The 17,787-nt window shown below is 71.4% G+C and carries 9 protein-coding genes; 4 read left to right on the forward strand and 5 right to left on the reverse strand.

The window, feature by feature from the left end; translation table 11 throughout:
- Positions 1-28 precede the first annotated feature (28 nt).
- Entirely contained in the window at positions 29-1,342 is a 1,314-nt protein-coding gene (gene hmgA / locus ABZ930_RS09420) for a homogentisate 1,2-dioxygenase (RefSeq protein ID WP_361544116.1), read from the reverse strand.
- Positions 1,343-1,499: 157 nt separating this feature from the next.
- Between hmgA and ABZ930_RS09425 the strand changes: the two genes are divergently transcribed.
- From ABZ930_RS09425 to ABZ930_RS09440, 4 genes are all read left to right on the forward strand, one after another.
- A complete protein-coding gene (locus ABZ930_RS09425) occupies positions 1,500-2,024 on the forward strand; it encodes a hypothetical protein (RefSeq protein ID WP_361544119.1) in 525 nt (174 codons plus the stop codon).
- A 12-nt stretch (positions 2,025-2,036) separates the two neighbouring features.
- Entirely contained in the window at positions 2,037-2,654 is a 618-nt protein-coding gene (locus ABZ930_RS09430) for a TetR/AcrR family transcriptional regulator (RefSeq protein ID WP_361544122.1), read from the forward strand.
- A 100-nt stretch (positions 2,655-2,754) separates the two neighbouring features.
- On the forward strand, positions 2,755-4,212 hold the full coding sequence (locus ABZ930_RS09435; protein WP_361544466.1) for a CitMHS family transporter: 1,458 nt from the start codon (positions 2,755-2,757) through the stop codon (positions 4,210-4,212).
- Positions 4,213-4,220: 8 nt separating this feature from the next.
- Positions 4,221-5,453, forward strand: a complete 1,233-nt coding sequence (locus ABZ930_RS09440) for an MFS transporter (RefSeq protein WP_361544125.1) — start codon at positions 4,221-4,223, stop codon at positions 5,451-5,453.
- Between the two features lie 298 nt (positions 5,454-5,751).
- On the opposite strand, the gene ABZ930_RS09445 is transcribed toward ABZ930_RS09440, so the two are convergent.
- From ABZ930_RS09445 to ABZ930_RS09460, 4 genes are all read right to left on the reverse strand, one after another.
- A complete protein-coding gene (locus tag ABZ930_RS09445; protein ID WP_361544128.1) occupies positions 5,752-9,036 on the reverse strand; it encodes an AAA family ATPase in 3,285 nt (1,094 codons plus the stop codon).
- Between the two features lie 95 nt (positions 9,037-9,131).
- Positions 9,132-12,077: an FG-GAP-like repeat-containing protein gene (locus ABZ930_RS09450; RefSeq protein ID WP_361544130.1), complete on the reverse strand. Its 2,946-nt coding sequence runs from the start codon at positions 12,075-12,077 to the stop codon at positions 9,132-9,134.
- Positions 12,077-14,671, reverse strand: coding sequence for a S8 family serine peptidase (locus ABZ930_RS09455; protein WP_361544133.1), 2,595 nt, complete (start codon positions 14,669-14,671; stop codon positions 12,077-12,079). The genes ABZ930_RS09450 and ABZ930_RS09455 overlap by 1 nt, the downstream gene beginning before the upstream one ends.
- A gap of 164 nt (positions 14,672-14,835) precedes the next feature.
- Positions 14,836-17,787 (reverse strand): VCBS repeat-containing protein, encoded by a 2,952-nt coding sequence (locus ABZ930_RS09460; RefSeq protein ID WP_361544136.1) that lies wholly within the window; start codon positions 17,785-17,787, stop codon positions 14,836-14,838.

A 17,787-nucleotide genomic window follows, 5' to 3' on the forward strand; every position in this document is an offset into this window, starting at 1 on the left:
GCCGGCCCGCAGACGACATCCGACTCCCCTACCCCCGGAAATGACGCTCCAAGCCGCGCCACACATCGTCATAGCCCTGTTGCAGGTGACCCGCGGCAGCGGCCTGCGCCGTGGCCGTCACGGGCCAGCGCGTCTCGAACATGAACGCCAGCCCGTCGTCGACCCGCTGCGGCACCAGCTCGGCGGCGCTGGCCCTGTCGAACGTCTCCCGGTCGGGCCCGTGGGCCGACATCATGTTGTGCAGCGACCCGCCACCCGGCAGGAAGCCGGAGGCCTTCGCGTCGTAGGCGCCCTCGATCAGCCCCATGTACTCGCTCATCACGTTCCGGTGGAAGTACGGCGGCCGGAACGTGTCCTCGCCCACCAGCCAGCGCGGCGCGAACACCACGAAGTCGACACCGGCGAGCCCGGGGGTGTCCGACGGCGAGGTCAGCACGGTGAAGATCGACGGATCGGGATGGTCGTACGAGATCGAGCCGATGACATTGAAACGGCTCAGGTCGTACACGTACGGGACGTGATTGCCGTGCCAGGCGACGACGTCCAGCGGAGAGTGGTCGTACGTCGCCGTCCACAGGTTGCCGCAGAACTTGTTCACCACCTGGACCGGGCCCTCGACGTCCTCGTAGGCGGCGACCGGGGCCCTGAAGTCCCGTGCGTTCGCCAGCCCGTTGGCACCGATCGGGCCCAGGTCGGGGAGCTGGAACGGCGCCCCGTAGTTCTCGCACACGTACCCGCGCGCGCTCGCGTCGAGCAGTTCCACCCGGAAGCGGACCCCGCGCGGGATCAGCGCGACCTCGCCGGGGGAGGCGGCGAGCAGCCCGAACTCGGTGCGCAGCAGCAGCCCGCCGCGCTCGGGCACGATCAGCAGCTCGCCGTCCGCGTCGCTGAACACCCGGTCCGTCATGGAGGAGTCGGCGGCGTACAGGTGCACGGCCATGCCGGTGCGCTGCGTCGCGTCCCCGTTGCCGCCCAGCGTCCACAGGCCCGCCAGCCAGTCCGTGCCGGGGGCGGGGTCGGGCAGCGGGTTCCAGCGGCGGCGGTTGGGGTCGGGGACCGACTCGGTGAAGGGGGCCGTGCGCACCGTGCCGTTGTCCGTCCGGGTGAACTCGGGGTGCGCCGCCGAGGGGCGGATCCGGTACAGCCACGAGCGCCGGTTGTGCGCGCGGGGCTCGGTGAACGCGGAGCCGCTGAGCTGCTCCGCGTAGAGACCGAGCGGGGCGCGCTGCGGTGCGTTGCGCCCCTGCGGCAGGGCGCCCGGCACCGCCTCCGAGCCGTGTTCGTTCCCGAAGCCCGTCGCGTAGGCCAGGGCATCGGCCGTCTTGCGTGCGTCCCCGCTCATGAATCGCTCCCTCGCCCCTCGTCCATGATTCCTATGCTCAACCGTAGGATTCGGGATCGGCCCACGCAAGACGCAGTCCGGCCGGATTCGATCTCCCTCTGAAGGCCTCCTCCCCGAGACGGATCCGAAAACGTGTCCGGTCCCCTACTGTCCGAGCATGCCCAGGACGACGCCGGCCCGCGCCCTCGCCGCCACCCTCCTCGCCTGCGCCCTCCTCACGGGCCTCGTCGGGTGCGGTGACGACGACGGCGGCCCGCGCCGGGTCGGCAAGGTGCTCGACACGACCGATGACGACGGCCACCACTTCCGCCAGGTCCCCACCGAGGACGCCCCCGAGGTCGGCCTGATCGTGCAGCCCGACCCGCGGCCCGACGGCGGCTGGGACATCCGGCTGCGGGTGAGCAACTTCCGGTTCAGCGCCGACGACGCCGCGGACCGCGCCGTGCACGGCCGCGGCTACGCCCAGCTCTCCCTGGACGGCACGCGCCTGACCCGGCTGCACGCCGTCGACTACCGGCTGCCCGGCACCCGCGTCAGCCGCGGCACCCACAAGGTCACCGTCCGGCTCTACGCCGACGACGGCACGGTCTGGGCCGTCGAGGGCAGACCCGTCGAGGCCACCGCCGACCTCACCGCGTCCGGAGCGGAGACGGCGTCCCCGTCGGCGTCCCCATCTCCGTGAGTCGGCCGTAGGGTGACCGGCATGCCTCATCCGACCTCCTTGCGTCGTACGCCCGTTCAGCAGCGCAGCGCCGAGCGGCTGAGCCGGATCCTCGACGCCTGCGCCGATCTCCTCGACGAGGTCGGCTACGAGCAGTTGAGCACCCGGGCCGTCGCGGGCGCCGCCGACGTCCCCATCGGCTCGGTCTACCGCTTCTTCACCAACAAGCGCGCCCTGGTCGACGCCCTGGCCCAGCGCAACCTGGAGCGTTACGCGGAGCGCGTCACCGGGCGCCTCGGCGCCATCCCGGCCGACGACTGGCGCGCGGCGATGGACGCGATCCTCGACGAGTACCTCGCCATGAAGCGCACCGCCCCGGGCTTCTCCCTGGTCGACTTCGGCACCCAGATCCCGGTCGGCGACCCCGACTCCGCCCCCAACCTGCGGGTCGCGGACACCCTCACCGACCTCCTCGCCCCGCACCTCGGCCGGGCCGTCGACGACGCGCTGCGGCGGACGTTCCTGGTGGCGGTGGAGTCCGCCGACGCGCTGGTGCGGCTCGCGTTCCGGCTGGACCCGGCGGGCGACGAACAGATCATCGCGGAGACCAGGGAACTGCTGCGCGCCTACCTGGCCCGCACCCTCGATTGACGGCGGCGCATTTCGTCGTAAAGCCGTGACCTGGAGTTTTGCGCTTATTGCTCGCGTGTCAACGTCTTGTTAACGCCGACGGACGGGCCCTAGCGTCTCGCTGACCGCCGACCCCCGGGCGGAAGTTCAAGGGCGAACGACGTTAGGAACCCCCTCCATGCTGACGATCCTCGGATTCGTCATGATCGCCACCTTCCTGGTGCTGATCATGATGAAGAAGGTGTCGCCGATCGCGGCGCTCGTGCTCATCCCGGCGCTCTTCTGCGTCCTGGTGGGCAAGGGAGCCCACCTCGGTGACTACGTCATCGCCGGCATCGGCGACCTGGCGCCCACCGCCGCCATGCTGATGTTCGCGATCGTCTACTTCGGCGTGATGATCGACGTCGGTCTCTTCGACCCGATCGTGCGCGCCATCCTGAAGTTCGCGAAGGCCGACCCGGTGCGCATCGTCGTCGGCACCGCCGTGCTCGCCGCGATCGTCTCCCTGGACGGCGACGGCTCCACCACCTTCATGATCACCGTCTCGGCGATGTACCCGCTGTACAAGCGCCTGAAGATGAGCCTGGTCGTGATGACGGGTGTCGCCGCGACCGCCAACGGCGTCATGAACACCCTGCCCTGGGGCGGCCCGACCGCCCGCGCGGCGACGGCCCTCAAGCTCAACGCCACCGACATCTTCGTGCCGATGATCCCCGCGCTCGGCGTCGGCCTGCTCTTCGTCCTCGTCCTCGCGTACGTCCTGGGCCGCCGCGAGCGCAAGCGCCTCGGCTATCTCTCCCTCGACGAGGTCACCGAGACCGTGACCGAGACGGCCGACGAGAAGGTGCTCGTGGGCGCCGGTGCGGGCGCGGGCGCCGGTGGCGGCGACCACTCCGGCGGCGCCACCCCCTCGTACCGGAACGAGGACGGCGAGACGTTCACCGGCCTCGACCCGAACCGCCCCACCCTGCGGCCGAAGCTCTACTGGTTCAACGCCCTGCTCACGGTCGTTCTGCTGACCGCCATGATCATGGAGTGGCTGCCGATCCCGGTCCTGTTCATCCTGGCCGCCGCGCTCGCCCTGACCGTCAACTACCCGCACATGCCCGACCAGAAGGCCCGCATCGGCGCCCACGCCGAGAACGTCCTCAACGTCTCCGGCATGGTCTTCGCCGCCGCCGTCTTCACCGGCGTCCTCCAGGGCACCGGCATGGTCGACCACATGGCGAAGTGGGTCGTCGGCGGCATCCCCGACTGGATGGGCCCGCACATGGCCCTGGTCACCGGCGTGCTCTCCATCCCCTTCACGTACTTCATGTCGAACGACGGCTTCTACTTCGGCATCGTGCCGGTCCTCGCCGAGGCCGGGAACGCGCACGGCGTCTCCACCCTGGAGATCGCCCGCGCCTCCCTCGTCGGCCAGCCGCTGCACATGTCCAGCCCGCTCGTCCCGGCCGTGTACGTCCTCGTCGGCATGGCGAAGGTCGAGTTCGGCGACCACACCCGGTTCACCGTGAAGTGGGCCGCGCTGACCGCGCTCGTCGTCCTCGGCGCGGGCCTGCTCTTCGGGATCGTGTGACGGGACCCATGAGCCGAACCTGGTTGCTGCGCCTCGTCATCGCCTTCAGCTTCGCGCAGGGGGCGGTGTCGATGGCGCGGCCCGCCGTCTCCTACCGGGCGCTCGCGCTCGGCGCCGACGAGCGGGCGGTGGGTGTCATCGCCGGTGTCTACGCGCTGCTGCCGCTGTTCGCCGCCGTACCGCTGGGACGGCGCACCGATCACGGCCGGTGCGCGCCTCTGCTGCCGGTCGGCGTGGTCCTGATCTCGGGCGGCTGCGCCCTCAGCGGCACCGCGGACTCCCTGGTGTGGATGGCCGCGTGGAGCGGTGTGATGGGCCTCGGCCACCTCTGCTTCGTCATCGGCGCCCAGTCGATCGTGGCCCGTCAGTCGGCCCCCGACGAACAGGACCGCAACTTCGGCCACTTCACGATCGGCGCCTCGCTCGGCCAGCTGGTCGGGCCGATCGCGGCGGGCGCGGTGATCGACGGCGCCGACATGGGCGGCACCAGCGCGCTGGCCCTGCTGATCTCGGCGGCCGTCTGCGCGTTCGCCCTCACCTCGCTGTGGCGCATCGAGGCGCGCCGTCCGGCTTCCGGTACGCGTACGGGGGTGAGCGCGGTCCGGGTTCCCGTGCACCGGATTCTGCGCACCCGGGGTGTGCCCGGCGGCATCTTCATCAGCCTCGCCGTGCTGTCGGCCACCGACATCCTCACGGCGTACCTGCCGGTGGTCGGTGAGCACCGGGGCATCGCGCCGTCCGTCGTCGGTGTGCTGCTGAGCCTGCGCGCGGGCGCGACGATCGCCTGCCGGCTGGTGATGACGCCGCTGATCGACTGGCTGGGCCGGGCTCTTCTGATCACGTCGACGTGCCTCCTGGCGGCGCTGCTGTGCGCGACGATCGCTCTTCCGGTGCCGGTGTGGGCGCTGGCGGTGATCCTGGTTCTGCTGGGCTTCTGTCTGGGCGTGGGTCAGCCCCTGTCGATGACGACGGTCGTCCAGGCCGCCCCGCCGGACGCCCGCTCCACGGCCCTGGCCCTGCGCCTCACCGGCAACCGGCTGGGGCAGGTGGCGGCGCCGGCCTCGGCGGGGCTGATCGCGGGGGTGGCGGGTACGGCGGCTCCGTTCGTGATGCTGGGCGCCTTGTTGCTGGTGGCTTCCGGCCTGGGCGTGCGGGAGGGGAGGCGGTCGCGTCTGCCGGGTCCTGTTCGTCGCGGCGCGCGCCCCGGCGACCCTGCACCGCGCAGTTCCCCGCGCCCCTGAGAGACACACTCCGTGTGTCCCCAGGGCCAGCCTCGGGGAGGGGGCGCGGCCTTCAGGGGAAGGCGCGCGCAGCGCAAGCCTTCAGGGGCGCGGGGAACTGCGCGCTCAGCCACGGCGAGAGCTGCACTCGCTATGACGGCGTGGCGTGCAATGGTGCTCAGGGGCGCGGGGAACTGCGCGCTCAGCCACGGCGAGAGCTGCACTCGCTATGACGGCGTGGCGTGCAACGGCGCTCAGGGGCGCGGGGAACTGCGCGAGAAGCCCCGCCGGGCCGCACCCGGGATACGAGCGAGCCGCATCACCCCGGGCTCAGCAACCCCCGAGCCGCGACGACCCGCCCCACCCCGGCGGGGTACGGCAACCCCCGGGCCACCCCCTCGACCGCGGCGAGCGCCCGCACCCCCGCGCCCTCGCCGAGGGCCACCGCGTGCACCACCCCCGCCTCCACCTCGGCCAACCGCTCCCCGCTCCTCCGGGCCCGCTCGATCTCCCCGGCGGCGACCCACCGCGCCGACTCCCGCTCCCCACACAGCAGATGAGCCCACGCCGCGAGCACCGGAGCCTCCCCGTCCCGCAGCAGCCCGGACGCCACCCCGGGCCGCTCCTCGCGCAGCGCCAGCTCCGCGCGGGCGGTGCGTACCTCGAACCGCGCCTGCTGGTCCATCCCGGCCGCCCGCTCGGCCCGCCCGAGCAACTCGGCCACCCCGAAGAGAGCACCGCCCCGCATCAGCACCCGTGCCAACGCGGCCAGCGCATACGGCAACGACCAGGCGTCCTCCGCGTCCACGCCCGCCACCGCCGCCTCGGCGGCCTCCTTGGCGACCTCGAACTCCCCGAGCAGCAGCCACAGTTCAGCGAGATTGGCCCGCTCGAACGCGGCCGCCGTCGGATCCCCGGACTCCTCGGCGAGGCTCAGCGCCCGCTGCCCGGTGTCGACGGCGTCCCGCAGCCGCCCTTCCCGCCGCGCGTTCTCCCGCAGGACGGAGAGGACGGACCCGAGCAGCGCCGAGTCCCCGTACGCCTCGGCCGGGGCCAACGCCAGATCGGCGGCCTCCCTGGCCTCCCGGAACCGCCCGGCCAGGGCCAGATTCGTGGCCTGCCCGGCATGGCAGCGGGCGAGGAGCCCCTGCCCGGTGACGCCGGGCACCCGCAGCGCGGCGGAGAGCGCCTGCCGCGCGGCCGCGTATCCGTCCTCGTACCGCCCCCGCACGGTGAGGGCGATCCCGCGCGCGAGGAAGTGGGAGGCGGCCGGCTCGGGGCCGGTCCGCTCGCCCGGCCGGTGGGCGCGCAGCACGTCGAGGCTCGCCTCCGGGGACTCGGCCTTGACGAGGGTCTCGGCGAGCCGGGCCGCCGCGAGCACGGTGTCGTCGTGGTCGCCGCGCCGCACGAACTCGGCGAGCGCGAGCCGCAGGACGTCGGCGGCCTGCGTGAAGTGCCCCATGCGGCGCAGGACCTGGGCGTGCCCGAGCCGTGCGCGGGCGGCGTCCACGTCGAGCCGGGAGACCAGGTCGCGGTAGTAGCGGTCGGCGGTGTCGTTGGCGTAGACGGCGGCGGCCCGCTCGGCGGCCCGGCGCAGGTACTCGGCCGCCCGGGGATCGTCGGCACGGGCGAAATGGGAGGCGAGGGTGTCGACGGCGTCGGGGCGGCGGCGCAGCACGGTCTGCGCGAACGCGGCGTGGAGCTGCCGGCGCCGTACCACCGTGAGCTGCTCGCAGCAGGTGAGACGGACGAGAGGGTGACGGAAGGCGAGGCCGGCCTCGGCCCGGCCCGCGACCACGACCTGCCGTTCCTCGACGAGGGCGGCCCCGATGGCGTCCTCCAGGGCGGCCACCGCGTCCATGGGCGGCCGCAGCCCGTGCTCGGCGACGTCGAGCAGTTCGCTCAGCGCGACCTCACCGCCCGCGACCGCAAGGGCCTCGACGACCCGGCGGGTGTCCCGTCCGAGCCGCCCGAGCCGCTCGCCCACCAACTGCCGTACGCCGTCGGGCGCTTCGCCGGTGACGTCGCCGACGGGCTCCCGGGCGAGTTCGAGCGCGAACAGCGGGTTGCCGAGGGAGAGTTCCCAGACCCGGTCGAGGCGTTCGTCCGGAGCGCCGACGTCGCGTACCACGGCCAGACAGGCCGCCCGGTCGAGCCGCCCCACGTCCTCGTGCGCGGAAAGCCGTGCGCGCCGCAGCGCGACGAGGGCCGAGCGGCGCGGATCGCCCTCGGGGACCTCCTCGTCCCGGTAGGTGACGAGGAACCGCAGTGCCGTCCCGTCGCCCGTGACCCGCCGGGCCAGATGGCTGAGGAGCTGGAACGAGCCCTCGTCGGCCGCGTGCAGATCGTCCAGGACGACCAGTACCGCCTGTGCGGCGGCGAGTTCGCCGAGCAGTGCGCCCGCCGCCCGGAACAGCCGGTCCCGCTCCTCCTCCGGGCTGCGCTCACCGCCCGCCCTGACCCGCCCCAACGACGGGAGGAACGCGGCCAGTTCGGGATACTCGGCGCCCACCCGGGCCCGCTCCCCGGCGTCCCACTCGGCGAGCCAGCCGTCGAGGGCCTCGGCGAACGCCCCGTACGGCGTGTGCCCTTCGGCGTCGTGCCCGCCGCCCCACAGCACGGCGGTGCCGGCCGCGGCGGCCCGCCGCGCCGTCTCCCGGGCCAGCGTGGTCTTGCCGACGCCGGCCTCGCCGGTGAGCAGGGTGACCGGCGGCCGGGCCGTCTCCAGCAGGCGCTCGATAACGTTGTCACGACCGTGCAGGGGCGCGGCGGGAGCGCGCAGGGGGGCGGGCAGCGTCGGCGCGGTCAGGGCGGGCCCGGGGGAGTCGGTCAGCGCGATCCGGTGCAGCCGCTCCGTACCGGGTCCGGGCCGCACGCCCAGCTCGGCGTCGAGCGCCTGACGGCACACGTGGTACTGACGCACCGCGAGCCGGCGGAGGCCCCGCTGGAGATACGACTCCATGAGGGCCCGGTGGGCGGCTTCCTCGGCGGGGCTGCCGAGAAGCACCTGCTCGGCGGCTGCGGCGGCCTCGGCCGGGGATCCCTGCGCCATGTGCGCCGCGGCGAGCGCCAGCAGCACCTCCTCGCGCAGGGCGGCCAGCTGGTCGCGGCGCGACTGGGCCCAGTGCGCGTAGCGGTCCTCGGGCAGCAGCTCGCCGGTGAACAGGTCGAGAGCGGTGGCGAGTTGCCCCGGAGTCGGGGAGGCGAGCGCGGCCCGTGCCGTCGCCTCGGCGTCGTCGGCGTCGATCCGTACGGTGGCCGGATCCAGTCGCAGCAGCGCGCCGTCGGTTATCAGGTACGAGGAGGCGGCGCGGGGCGCGAGTTCGGGCTCCAGGGCGCGGCGGGCGGCGTGCAGGGCGACGCGCAGCGAGCCGGTCGCGGAGTGCTGGTCGGCGTCCGGCCAGCAGATGTCCATGGCCTGCTCGCGATGGAGCTGGTGGTCGGGGGTGACGGCGAGCAGTTTTACCAAGGTCTGGGCGCTCGGCCGGGTCCAACGCTCGGCGGGCGAGGGCCCGTTGGCACGAGTCGCCGCGAAACCCCCGAAAAGGCGCAGACGCAGCAGCGGAGTGGCCGAATTCGTGCGGGCTGGCTGCTGCTCGTTCATGAGGGCGCAACTGTAACCGAGCAGACTGAGAACCCCCTGAGCCAGGCCCAGGGGGTCCGTCGGTCCGGTCCCGTCCGTCCGGTCCCGTCCGGCCGTCAGGACACGGTGAACACCGTGAGCTGGCGGATCGCGGTGTACGGGACGGAGTAGCCGCCCTCTTCGAGTTCTGCCATCCGGTTGGTGCCGACGTCGTCGAAGTTGAGCGAGACGACCTCGTCCGTGCCGTCGCCGTTGAGGTCACCGGAGACGTACTCGCGGCCGCCGTAGACGTTGCCGTAGGCGATCCGGGGGAGGGAGCCCTGCTTCACCTGCGCCGGGTCCACCAGGTCGAAGCCGGTCGCGCCCGCAGCGACCAGGTAGCGCACGCCGTTCGGGCCGGTGAGGAAGCCGCCGGTCTGGATCATGCCGGTGCTGGACGCTGCGTAGTCCTGGCCGTCGGGACCGAACAGCGTGATCCTGGCGGTGCCCACCAGGTAGAGGCCCTCGGGGCCGGTGAACCAGTTGCCCTGGGTCCAGGCCCCGCCGGTGGCGACGGAGTGCAGCACCTCGCCGGTGCGGCCGTCGCGGATCTCGACGACCGCGCTCAGGCCGCCCTTGGCGTCCCGGATGTACCAGGTCTCGGCGACCGCGTGACCGTCCGCGTAGGGGATCTCCTTGGAGGCGAAGGCCGCGCCCCGCATGGCGGTGCCGTAAAGGATCTTCGCGCCCTCGGGCTTCGGGTCCGCGTCCTCCCAGACGGCCTTGCCGTTGGAGCCCCGCACAGCGACGGCGCCGGTCGGCTGCCCGCCGGGGGAGCTCGCGTTCGGGTCCGAGTGGTCGTACGTGAACGCGTTGCGGCTGCCGTACTGGCCGTAGACCTGGCCGTCGACGACGCTGACGTCACCGAAGACGGTGTTCGCCGCCGGGGCGGTGTACGCCCACTTCTGGCGTCCCCTGCCGTCGTAGGCGCGGATCTTGTCGGTGGGGACGATGATCTCGTCCTTGCCGTCGTGGTTCAGGTCACCGGTGGTGAGGGACCACACGTACTGGCCCTGGCCGTCGATGGTCGAGCGGACCTTGCCGGTGGTGGAGTCGACCACGACCGTCGAGTTGTCGGCCGCGACGACGATCTCGTCGGTGCCGTCGCCGTCGACATCAGCCTTGACGATCTTGTGGATCTGGCCGGGGACGGTGGTCTGCCAGAGCAGCTTCTTCTTGCCGGCCGTCATCGACGGGCCGTCGAAGGCGTACAGGCCCTGGGACTGGCCGCCGGCCACGATGTCCTGCTTGCCGTCGCCGTTGACGTCCGTCAGGGCGGCCGACCACAGCTGGGACTGGATGGGCGTGAGCGAGTCCTGCTTGCCGTTGCCGAGGGCGTAGACGTGGATGTTCTGGTCCGTGTCCACGGTGCGCAGACGCCGGCTCTTGCCCTCGGCGAACGGCTGGGCCCAGGCCTGCGAGGCGACGACGCCGCGCTTCTCCCACTTCACCGAGCCGTCGGCGCCCTTGAGCACGGAGAGCCGGGCGAATCTGCCCGCGTGGCCGTTCACCGCGTCGTTGAACTTCTGGTCGTCCTTGTAGGAGGCGACGAGAGTGCCGTCGACCGCCGTCAGGTTCCAGGCGGTGGCCCCGTCCTGGGAGTTGTCGGGGTCGCGCTTGACGGTGCGCTGCCACAGCACGGAGGCGTCGGAACCGTTCAGGGCCCGGACCGTGTTGGCGTTCACCCACATGTTCTCGTCGAGGGAGTCCTCGCTGACCGCGTACTCCGCCTTCGCGTCGCCCTGGATGTCGCCGACCTCGAGGTCCATGGCGAAGACGTTGGTCCGCTTGTCCAGGGTGGTGCGCTTGCCGTCGGCGAGGCCGTAGGCGACGACCTCGTACCCGACGGCGTCGTTCACGTCGGACATCTCCAGCGTGACCAGGCGCTTGCGGGAGGCGTCCAGGTGGAGCTGGCGTGAGTAGAGCCCGTTCGTGGACTGCCACTTGACGCTGCCGTCGGCCGTGTCGAGGACCAGGGTGTGACCGGCCGTGGTGTCGGTGGCGGAGGTCTTGCGCTTGTTCCAGGAGGCCGCGACCAGGCCGCCGCCCAGGGGCTCCAGGCTCGACCAGGCGGCGCCCTTGAACAGGCCCGTGTCGTACGTCCACGAGTCGGCCTCGGTGAGCTTGCCGTCGGCGTGGTCGAAGCGGACGCCGGTCAGCGTGGACGTCGAGGTGGTGGCGGCGGAGGTGTTGTAGTACGGCGTGTTCGCGACCAGCAGCGTCTTGCCGACGAGCTTGATCTGGTACGCGCCCTCGTACAGCTTGGTCCACAGCGTCTTGCCCGAGGCGCCGTCGAGGACGGTGACGAACGTGCCGGTGTGCAGGCTGCTGTCGCCGTGGACGAACGGCCGGTAGGGGTACGTGCCCACGTCGGCCGTGAACACCAGGTCCGGTACGCCGTCACCGGTCAGGTCGCCGGTGTCGTAGCCCTCGTCGGACACGGGAGAGAACGGCGTGACCGCGTTGAAGCCCATCACGATGCGGGCCGGGTACGGCTCTTTCGCGTAGCGCGGGGACATCACGGGGACGTCCCACTCCTTGTAGAGGGAGTTGTTGTCCCGCGTCCACGTCTCCTTGCCGTCCGCGGAGCGCCGGGAGATGTTCCCGCCCGCGTGCAGGGTGAAGTAGTCGCCGTTGCTGCCCGCGACGGGGGTGGTGGCGGCCATGCCGGTCGCGCCCTCGGAGTAGCCCTTGGCGGTGACCGTCGGGGTCGGGAGGGCGGCGGTGGCCGAGTCGGCGGTGGTCGCGTCGGTGGTGCCGGAGTCCGCGGAACCGGAGTCGGCGGAACCGGAGACAGCCCCCGCTGCACCGTCCGCGTCGGAGGACGTGTCGTCCGTCGCGGCAGTGTCTCCGTAGGCGTCCAACTGGAGCCGCCGGCTGAGCTTTTCGGCCTGGGAGTCGGTGAGGGAGAGCACGCCGTTGCCGTCGTCGGCGATCGCGACGGCCGGGGCCGCGCTGAGCGCGAGGCCCGCCGCTGCGAGGGCGGACGCGAGGCGCAGGCCTCGTCTGGAAGTCTTGTTCATCACGCGCCCTTAGGGGTGAAGCGGATGGCGGAGGAGTTCTTGAGCACGTTCTGGTTGTACGAGTACTGGAGGGCGTCGGTGCCCGCCTGGTTCTCGATGCCGACCGTGGCGCCCGCTCCGTTGCCCGGCACGGACTGGTACTGGAAGGTCACGGCGCCGGTGGCCTCGTCGAAGACGGCCTCGAACGTGGCGCGGCCCGAAGTGCCGTTCGCGTAGGCGGCGTTGTTCCACACGATGGCGAACCTGCGGCTGCCGGTTGTGCCGGTGGTGGCCGTCTGCACGGACGACTTCTTGTCCAGCGTCAGGTCGTCCCACAGCGGGGCGACGAAGCCCTTCGCGCTGTTGTAACCGGTCGTCGGCAGCGCGGTGTTGTTGTAGTCGCCGACGCGCGGGGCCAGGAAGTCGACCAGGCCGTTGGTGGTGATCGACGCGGTGGTGTACGAGACGCCGTAGTGCTTGACCGGGAAGGGCAGCGCGACCGTGGCGGCGTCCTCGTCACCGGACAGGGGGACCTTCTTGGAGCCCGCGATCCACGCATAGGCGGCCGGGGCGCAGGAGTTGCCCGAGGCGTCGGTGCGGTTCGGGACCTGGACGGTCTTGGCCAGATCGGCGGAGCCGACGGTGGCGGAGCCGTTGTACACGCCGTTGCACAGCACCGGGGTGGCCGGCGTGGCGGTGAGGCTGTAGGTGCCCTCGGCGACCTTGGCGAAGGAGTACTGACCCTTGGCGTCGGTGGTGACGGCGTCCAGCGGGGTGCCGGTCAGCTCGACCTTCACACCGGCGAGGGCCTTGCCGGTGACGTCGAGGACGGTGCCGGAGACCTTGTGGGAGGCCGCCGCGGTCAGCGCCATGTCCTGCGTGAAGGTCTGGCTGGTGGTGAGGGTGACCGCGCTCGCCGAGCCGTTCGCGTAGCCGTAGCCGCTGAACGTGAAGCCGTAGGTGCCGGGGATCAGCGTCAGGCGGTAGGTGCCGTCCGAACCGGTGGTGACGGTGCGGACCGTGCCGCCGGCCTCGGTGGCCGTGACGGTGATGCCCGGCAGAGCGGCGCCGGTCGCCTTGTCGGTGAGCTTGCCCGTGACGTCGGCCGCGGTGTGCGGGGCCTTGTCGATGGAGGTGAGGATGTCGAGCTTGCCGTTGCCCCAGACGTTGTTGGCGTCGGCGGTGCCACCGCAGTGGGTGTCGTCGACGTCGCGCGCGCCCTCGTTGAGGAGCTTCTGGGTCTCGTCGATCTTGCCGATCAGCGAGGGGGCCGCCGACCAGAGCAGCGCGACGGAGCCGGCGACGTGCGGGGTCGCCATCGACGTGCCCTGGATGGTGTTGTACGTCGAGCCCGGCCACGCGGACTTGATCGCGACGCCCGGCGCCGTGATCTGCGGCTTCATCGAGCCGTCGATCGGGGAGGGGCCGAAGCTGGAGAAATGGGCGATCTTGCCGGCCGAGTCGTAGGCGCCGACACCGTAGAAGTCGGCCTGCGAGCCGGGCGGGTGGGTCGTCGAGCAGGTCGTGCCGTCACCCTCGTTGCCGGCCGCGAACGCCTCGAAGATGCCCGCCGCGTTCCAGGCGTCGAGGATGTCCTGGTAGAACGGCTCGGTCCCCTCCGGGTCGCCCCAGGAGTTGTTGACGATGTTCGGGGCGAGGTCCGGGCGCGGGTTCTGCCCGTTGTGGTCCGTCGGAGCGAGGATCCACTGACCGGCGGCGAGCAGGTCGTCGTTGTAGCACGTGTCGGACGCGCAGCCCTTGGCGGCGATCCACTTGGCGTTCGGCGCGACGCCGATGCCGTTCTTGCCGACCATCGTGCCCATGACGTGGGTGCCGTGACCGGCGTTGTCGCACGGGGTGCTGCTGGTGGCGCACTGGCCCGTCGCGTCGTAGAAGTTGTAGTCGTTCGTGAACGTGCCGTCGCCGTTGTTGCCGCGGTAGTTGGCGACGAGGTCCGGGTGGTCGTACTGCACACCCGAGTCGACGTTCGCGACGACGATGCCCTCGCCGCGGTCCTTGTACTGGTCCCAGACCTGGTCGGCCTTGACATCCGAGATGCCCCACTCGGGCGTCGCGTCACTGTCGGTGGATACGTCGGAACTCGCCGACGCGGTACGGGACGTGGTGACCTTCTTGTCGGAGGTCTCCATGTCGTCGAGCTTGAACGAACGCCGCTTGACGATCGACGCCACGTCCGAGCGCTTGGCGAGCTCGTCGACGAGGGCCTTGTCGCCGGTGACCTGGATCGTGTTGGCGATCCAGTAGTCCTTGTGGCCGACCTTCTTCTTGTCGAGGAAGGACCGCAGCGAGGCCTGGCTGTCGTCGGCGTGCGCGCGCAGCTCCTTGTAGGCGGCCGTGGCGGCCTTCGCGTGCGTCTTCTGCTTCTTGGCGCCGGACAGGTCGGCCTTGTCCTTCAGGGTGATGAAGAACGTCGCGTCACCGCCCTTGGCGACAGCGCTGCTCAGTGAAGAGTCGATCTTCGCGGCGACGGTGTCGGCCGCGGCCGGGGTGTCGGCGGCGACGGCCGGTATCACGCCGGTGATCAGTGCGGTCGCGGTGAACGCGGCCGCCGCCCATGAGGCGGATCTACGTCGGGGCGGTCTGGGCAGATGCATCAGGGGTGTGCTCCTCCGGGTCGGGACGAGATCGCGTGCACCGTAGGGAGCCGCCGTTACTGTGGAATTACTGGGAGTTGGGGACGGGTGGCGGGGTGGCCGTGAGCGGGAGAAACCCCCTGGGCGGGGCCCAGGGGGTTTCGTGGACTGCCGCTGCGCGGAGGTCAGGAGAGCTTGAACGTCGACATCTGGTGGATGGCGTCGTCCAGGGAGAGGACGCCTCCGCCCAGCTGCTCGGCCATGCGGTTGATGCCGTGGTGGTCGTAGTTCAGCGAGACCATCTCGTCGGTGCCGTCACCGTCGAGGTCGGCGGCCAGGAAGTTCTGGCCGCCCATGAGCTTGGCCGAGCCGTTGGGGGCCTTGAAGGCCCCACCGGAAAGCGACGACAGGTCGTAGGCGCTCAGGCCGCCCCCGACACCGCCGGCCAGCAGCTTGAGGCCCCCGGGGCCGTTGATGGACTGCAGGGTGCGCATCGGTGCGACGAACGACAACTTGGAGTCGTTGCCGTCGGCGCCGAAGGTCTGGAGCGTGCCGAGCGTGGCCCAGTACAGCGACTTGGTGTCCGCGTCGGTGAAGAAGTTGCCCTGGGAGTACGGGCTGCTCTTGCTGATGACCTGGTGGAGCACCTCGCCGGTGCGCCCGTCGCGGATCTCCATGACGACGGTCGGCGAGGCGGTGGAGAGATCGCCGGCCGTGGTCGGGTCGGTCATCGCGATCCACGTGTAGACGACCGCGTGCCCGTCCGCGTAGGGGATGTCCGGCGAGGCGAAGGTGCCATTGACCAGGAGCGCCCCGTGCAGCTTGCCGTCGGCCGCCGCGGCCGGGGCCTTCGGGTCGGCGGTCCACTGCACGACGCCCTTGCCGTTCAGCGCGACGCCGTTGACGACGGCGTCCGAATCGTGGAACGCGTTCAGGGAGCTGTACTGCGTGTACACCTTGCCGTCGGCGACGGTGGTGTCGGAGAAGACCACGTCGCCCGCGCTCGCCGGGGCGGAGTACGACCACAGCTTCTTGCCGCTGGCGTTGTACACGCGCAGGGCGTCGGTCGGGACGATGACCTCGGCCTTGCCGTCGCCGTTGACGTCGGCGAGGGTCACCGAGCGGACGTACTGGCCGGCCCCGTCGACCGTGGAGAGGACCTTGCCGGTCTTCCCGTTGATGACGGCGGTCGCGTTGTCCGCGGCCACGGCGACGTCGGGGGTGCCGTCGCCGTTCACGTCACCGGTGGCGATGTTGTGGACCTCGCCGGGGACGGTGGCCTTCCACAGCAGCTTCGGCTCGCCGCTGACCAGGGAGGTGCCGGAGTACGCCCACACTCCGTGCGAGGAGCCGCCGACGACGACATCCGGCTTCTTGTCGCCGTCGAAGTCGGCCGTCCTACCGGTGTACAGGTCGCCCTGCAGCGGCGTCAGGTTCTTCTGGCCGCCGTTGCCCAGCTTGTACTCGCGGATGTTCTGCTGCTGGTCGACGGTGCGGACGTAGTCCTTGCCGCCGGAGGAGTACACCTGCTGGTACATCGGTGAGGCGTTGTAGCCGTGCCGGCGCCACTTGACCTTGCCGCCGCTGGTGAACGCGGTCAGCGAGCCGTAGCGCAGACCGCCGGGGTTGAGCGCGTTGCTCTCGTCCTGGTCGTCGATCGCGGAGGCGGTGAGTGAACCGTTCGTGGCGACGAGGTTCCAGGTGCTGGCACCGTCGTGGTCGTTGTCGGCGGAACGCTTGGTGGTGTAGGTCCACTTGACCGTCGCGCCGTCCGAGCCGTCCAGGACCCGGATCGTGCTGGCGGTGACGTTGAACGACGAGCTGAGCACCGACTCACTGACCGAGATCTCGTCGCCGCCGCCCGACGCCGCGTCACCGATCGTCAGGGCGGTGGGCAGGACGTTGACGCGGCTGTCGAGCGTGGTGCGCTTGCCGTCGGCCAGGTCGTACGCGGCGATCTCGTACTTCACGGCGTCGGAGGTGTCCGCCTGCTCCAGGGCGACGATCCGCTTGCGGGAGGCGTCGAGGTGCAGCTGGCGGCCGTACAGCGCGCTGTCCGTCTGCCATGCGACCGAGCCGTCGGCCGTGTCCAGGACGAGGGTGCGGCCGCGCGAGGCGTTCGTGGCGGTCTTGCGCAGGTCCCAGACCGCGGCGACCTTGCCGTCGCCGACGGACTCCAGGGCGGCCCAGGTGGCGCCCGTGGTCGAGCCGGTGTCGTACGTCCACGTCTTCGACGGGGTCAGTTTCCCGTCGGCGTACGCGAAGCGGATACCGGTGAGGGTGGCCGTGTCCGTCGTGGGCGCGTTCCAGTTCAGGCGCGGCGAGTTGGCGATGAGCAGCGTGCCGTCGACGACCTTGATGTTGCCGGCGAACGCGTACAGCTTCGACCACAGCGTCTTGCCGGTCTTGCCGTCGAGCACCGTCACGAAGGTGCCGGCCTTGAGCGACGAGTCGGGCGTGGTGATCGCCCGGGCGTCGTCGATGCCGACGGACGCGGAGATCACGATGTCCTTCGTGCCGTCACCGGTCAGGTCGGCGGTGTCGTACCCCTGGTCCGAGTAGGTTCCGTACGGCGAGACGGCGTTGTAGCCCATCTGGATGCGCGCCGGGTACGGCTCGGTCCGCCAGACCTGCGTCGGCTGGGCCTGCCAGTCCGTGTAGAACGAGGCGTTGGAGCGCGCCCAGGCGGTGGAGCCGTCGGCCTTGTGCAGCTGGACGTTGCCCAGGCTGTGCACGGTGAAGTAGCTGCCGTCGGAGCCGGCCGGGACGGTGGCACCGACGCCGCGCACGCCTTCGAGCGTGGACTTGTCGGTGAAGGTGACGGAGGTGGTGGCGTCGGTGCCGGCGGCGTCCAGCTTCGACCCGCTGCCGGAGGAGTCCGACGAACCCGAGGAGTTCGAGGTGCCCGAGCCGGAGTCGTCGGCGGACGTGTCGTCCTTCGCCGCGTACTCGTTGTCGTCCCCGTACACGTCCACGTTGACGTGGTCGGCGAGGGTGGTGGCCTCGGAGCTGGTCAGCGTCATCGCGTCGGTCGAGTTGTCGGCGGCCAGCGCGTGCGGCGCCGCCGTCAGCGTCAGGCCCGCCGCGACCAGGGCGGAAGCGAGCGTCAGCGCCCGCCGGGAGGTGGTGGCTCTCAT

The organism is Streptomyces sp. NPDC046716, from assembly GCF_040645755.1.
Classification (GTDB): Bacteria; Actinomycetota; Actinomycetes; order Streptomycetales; family Streptomycetaceae; genus Streptomyces.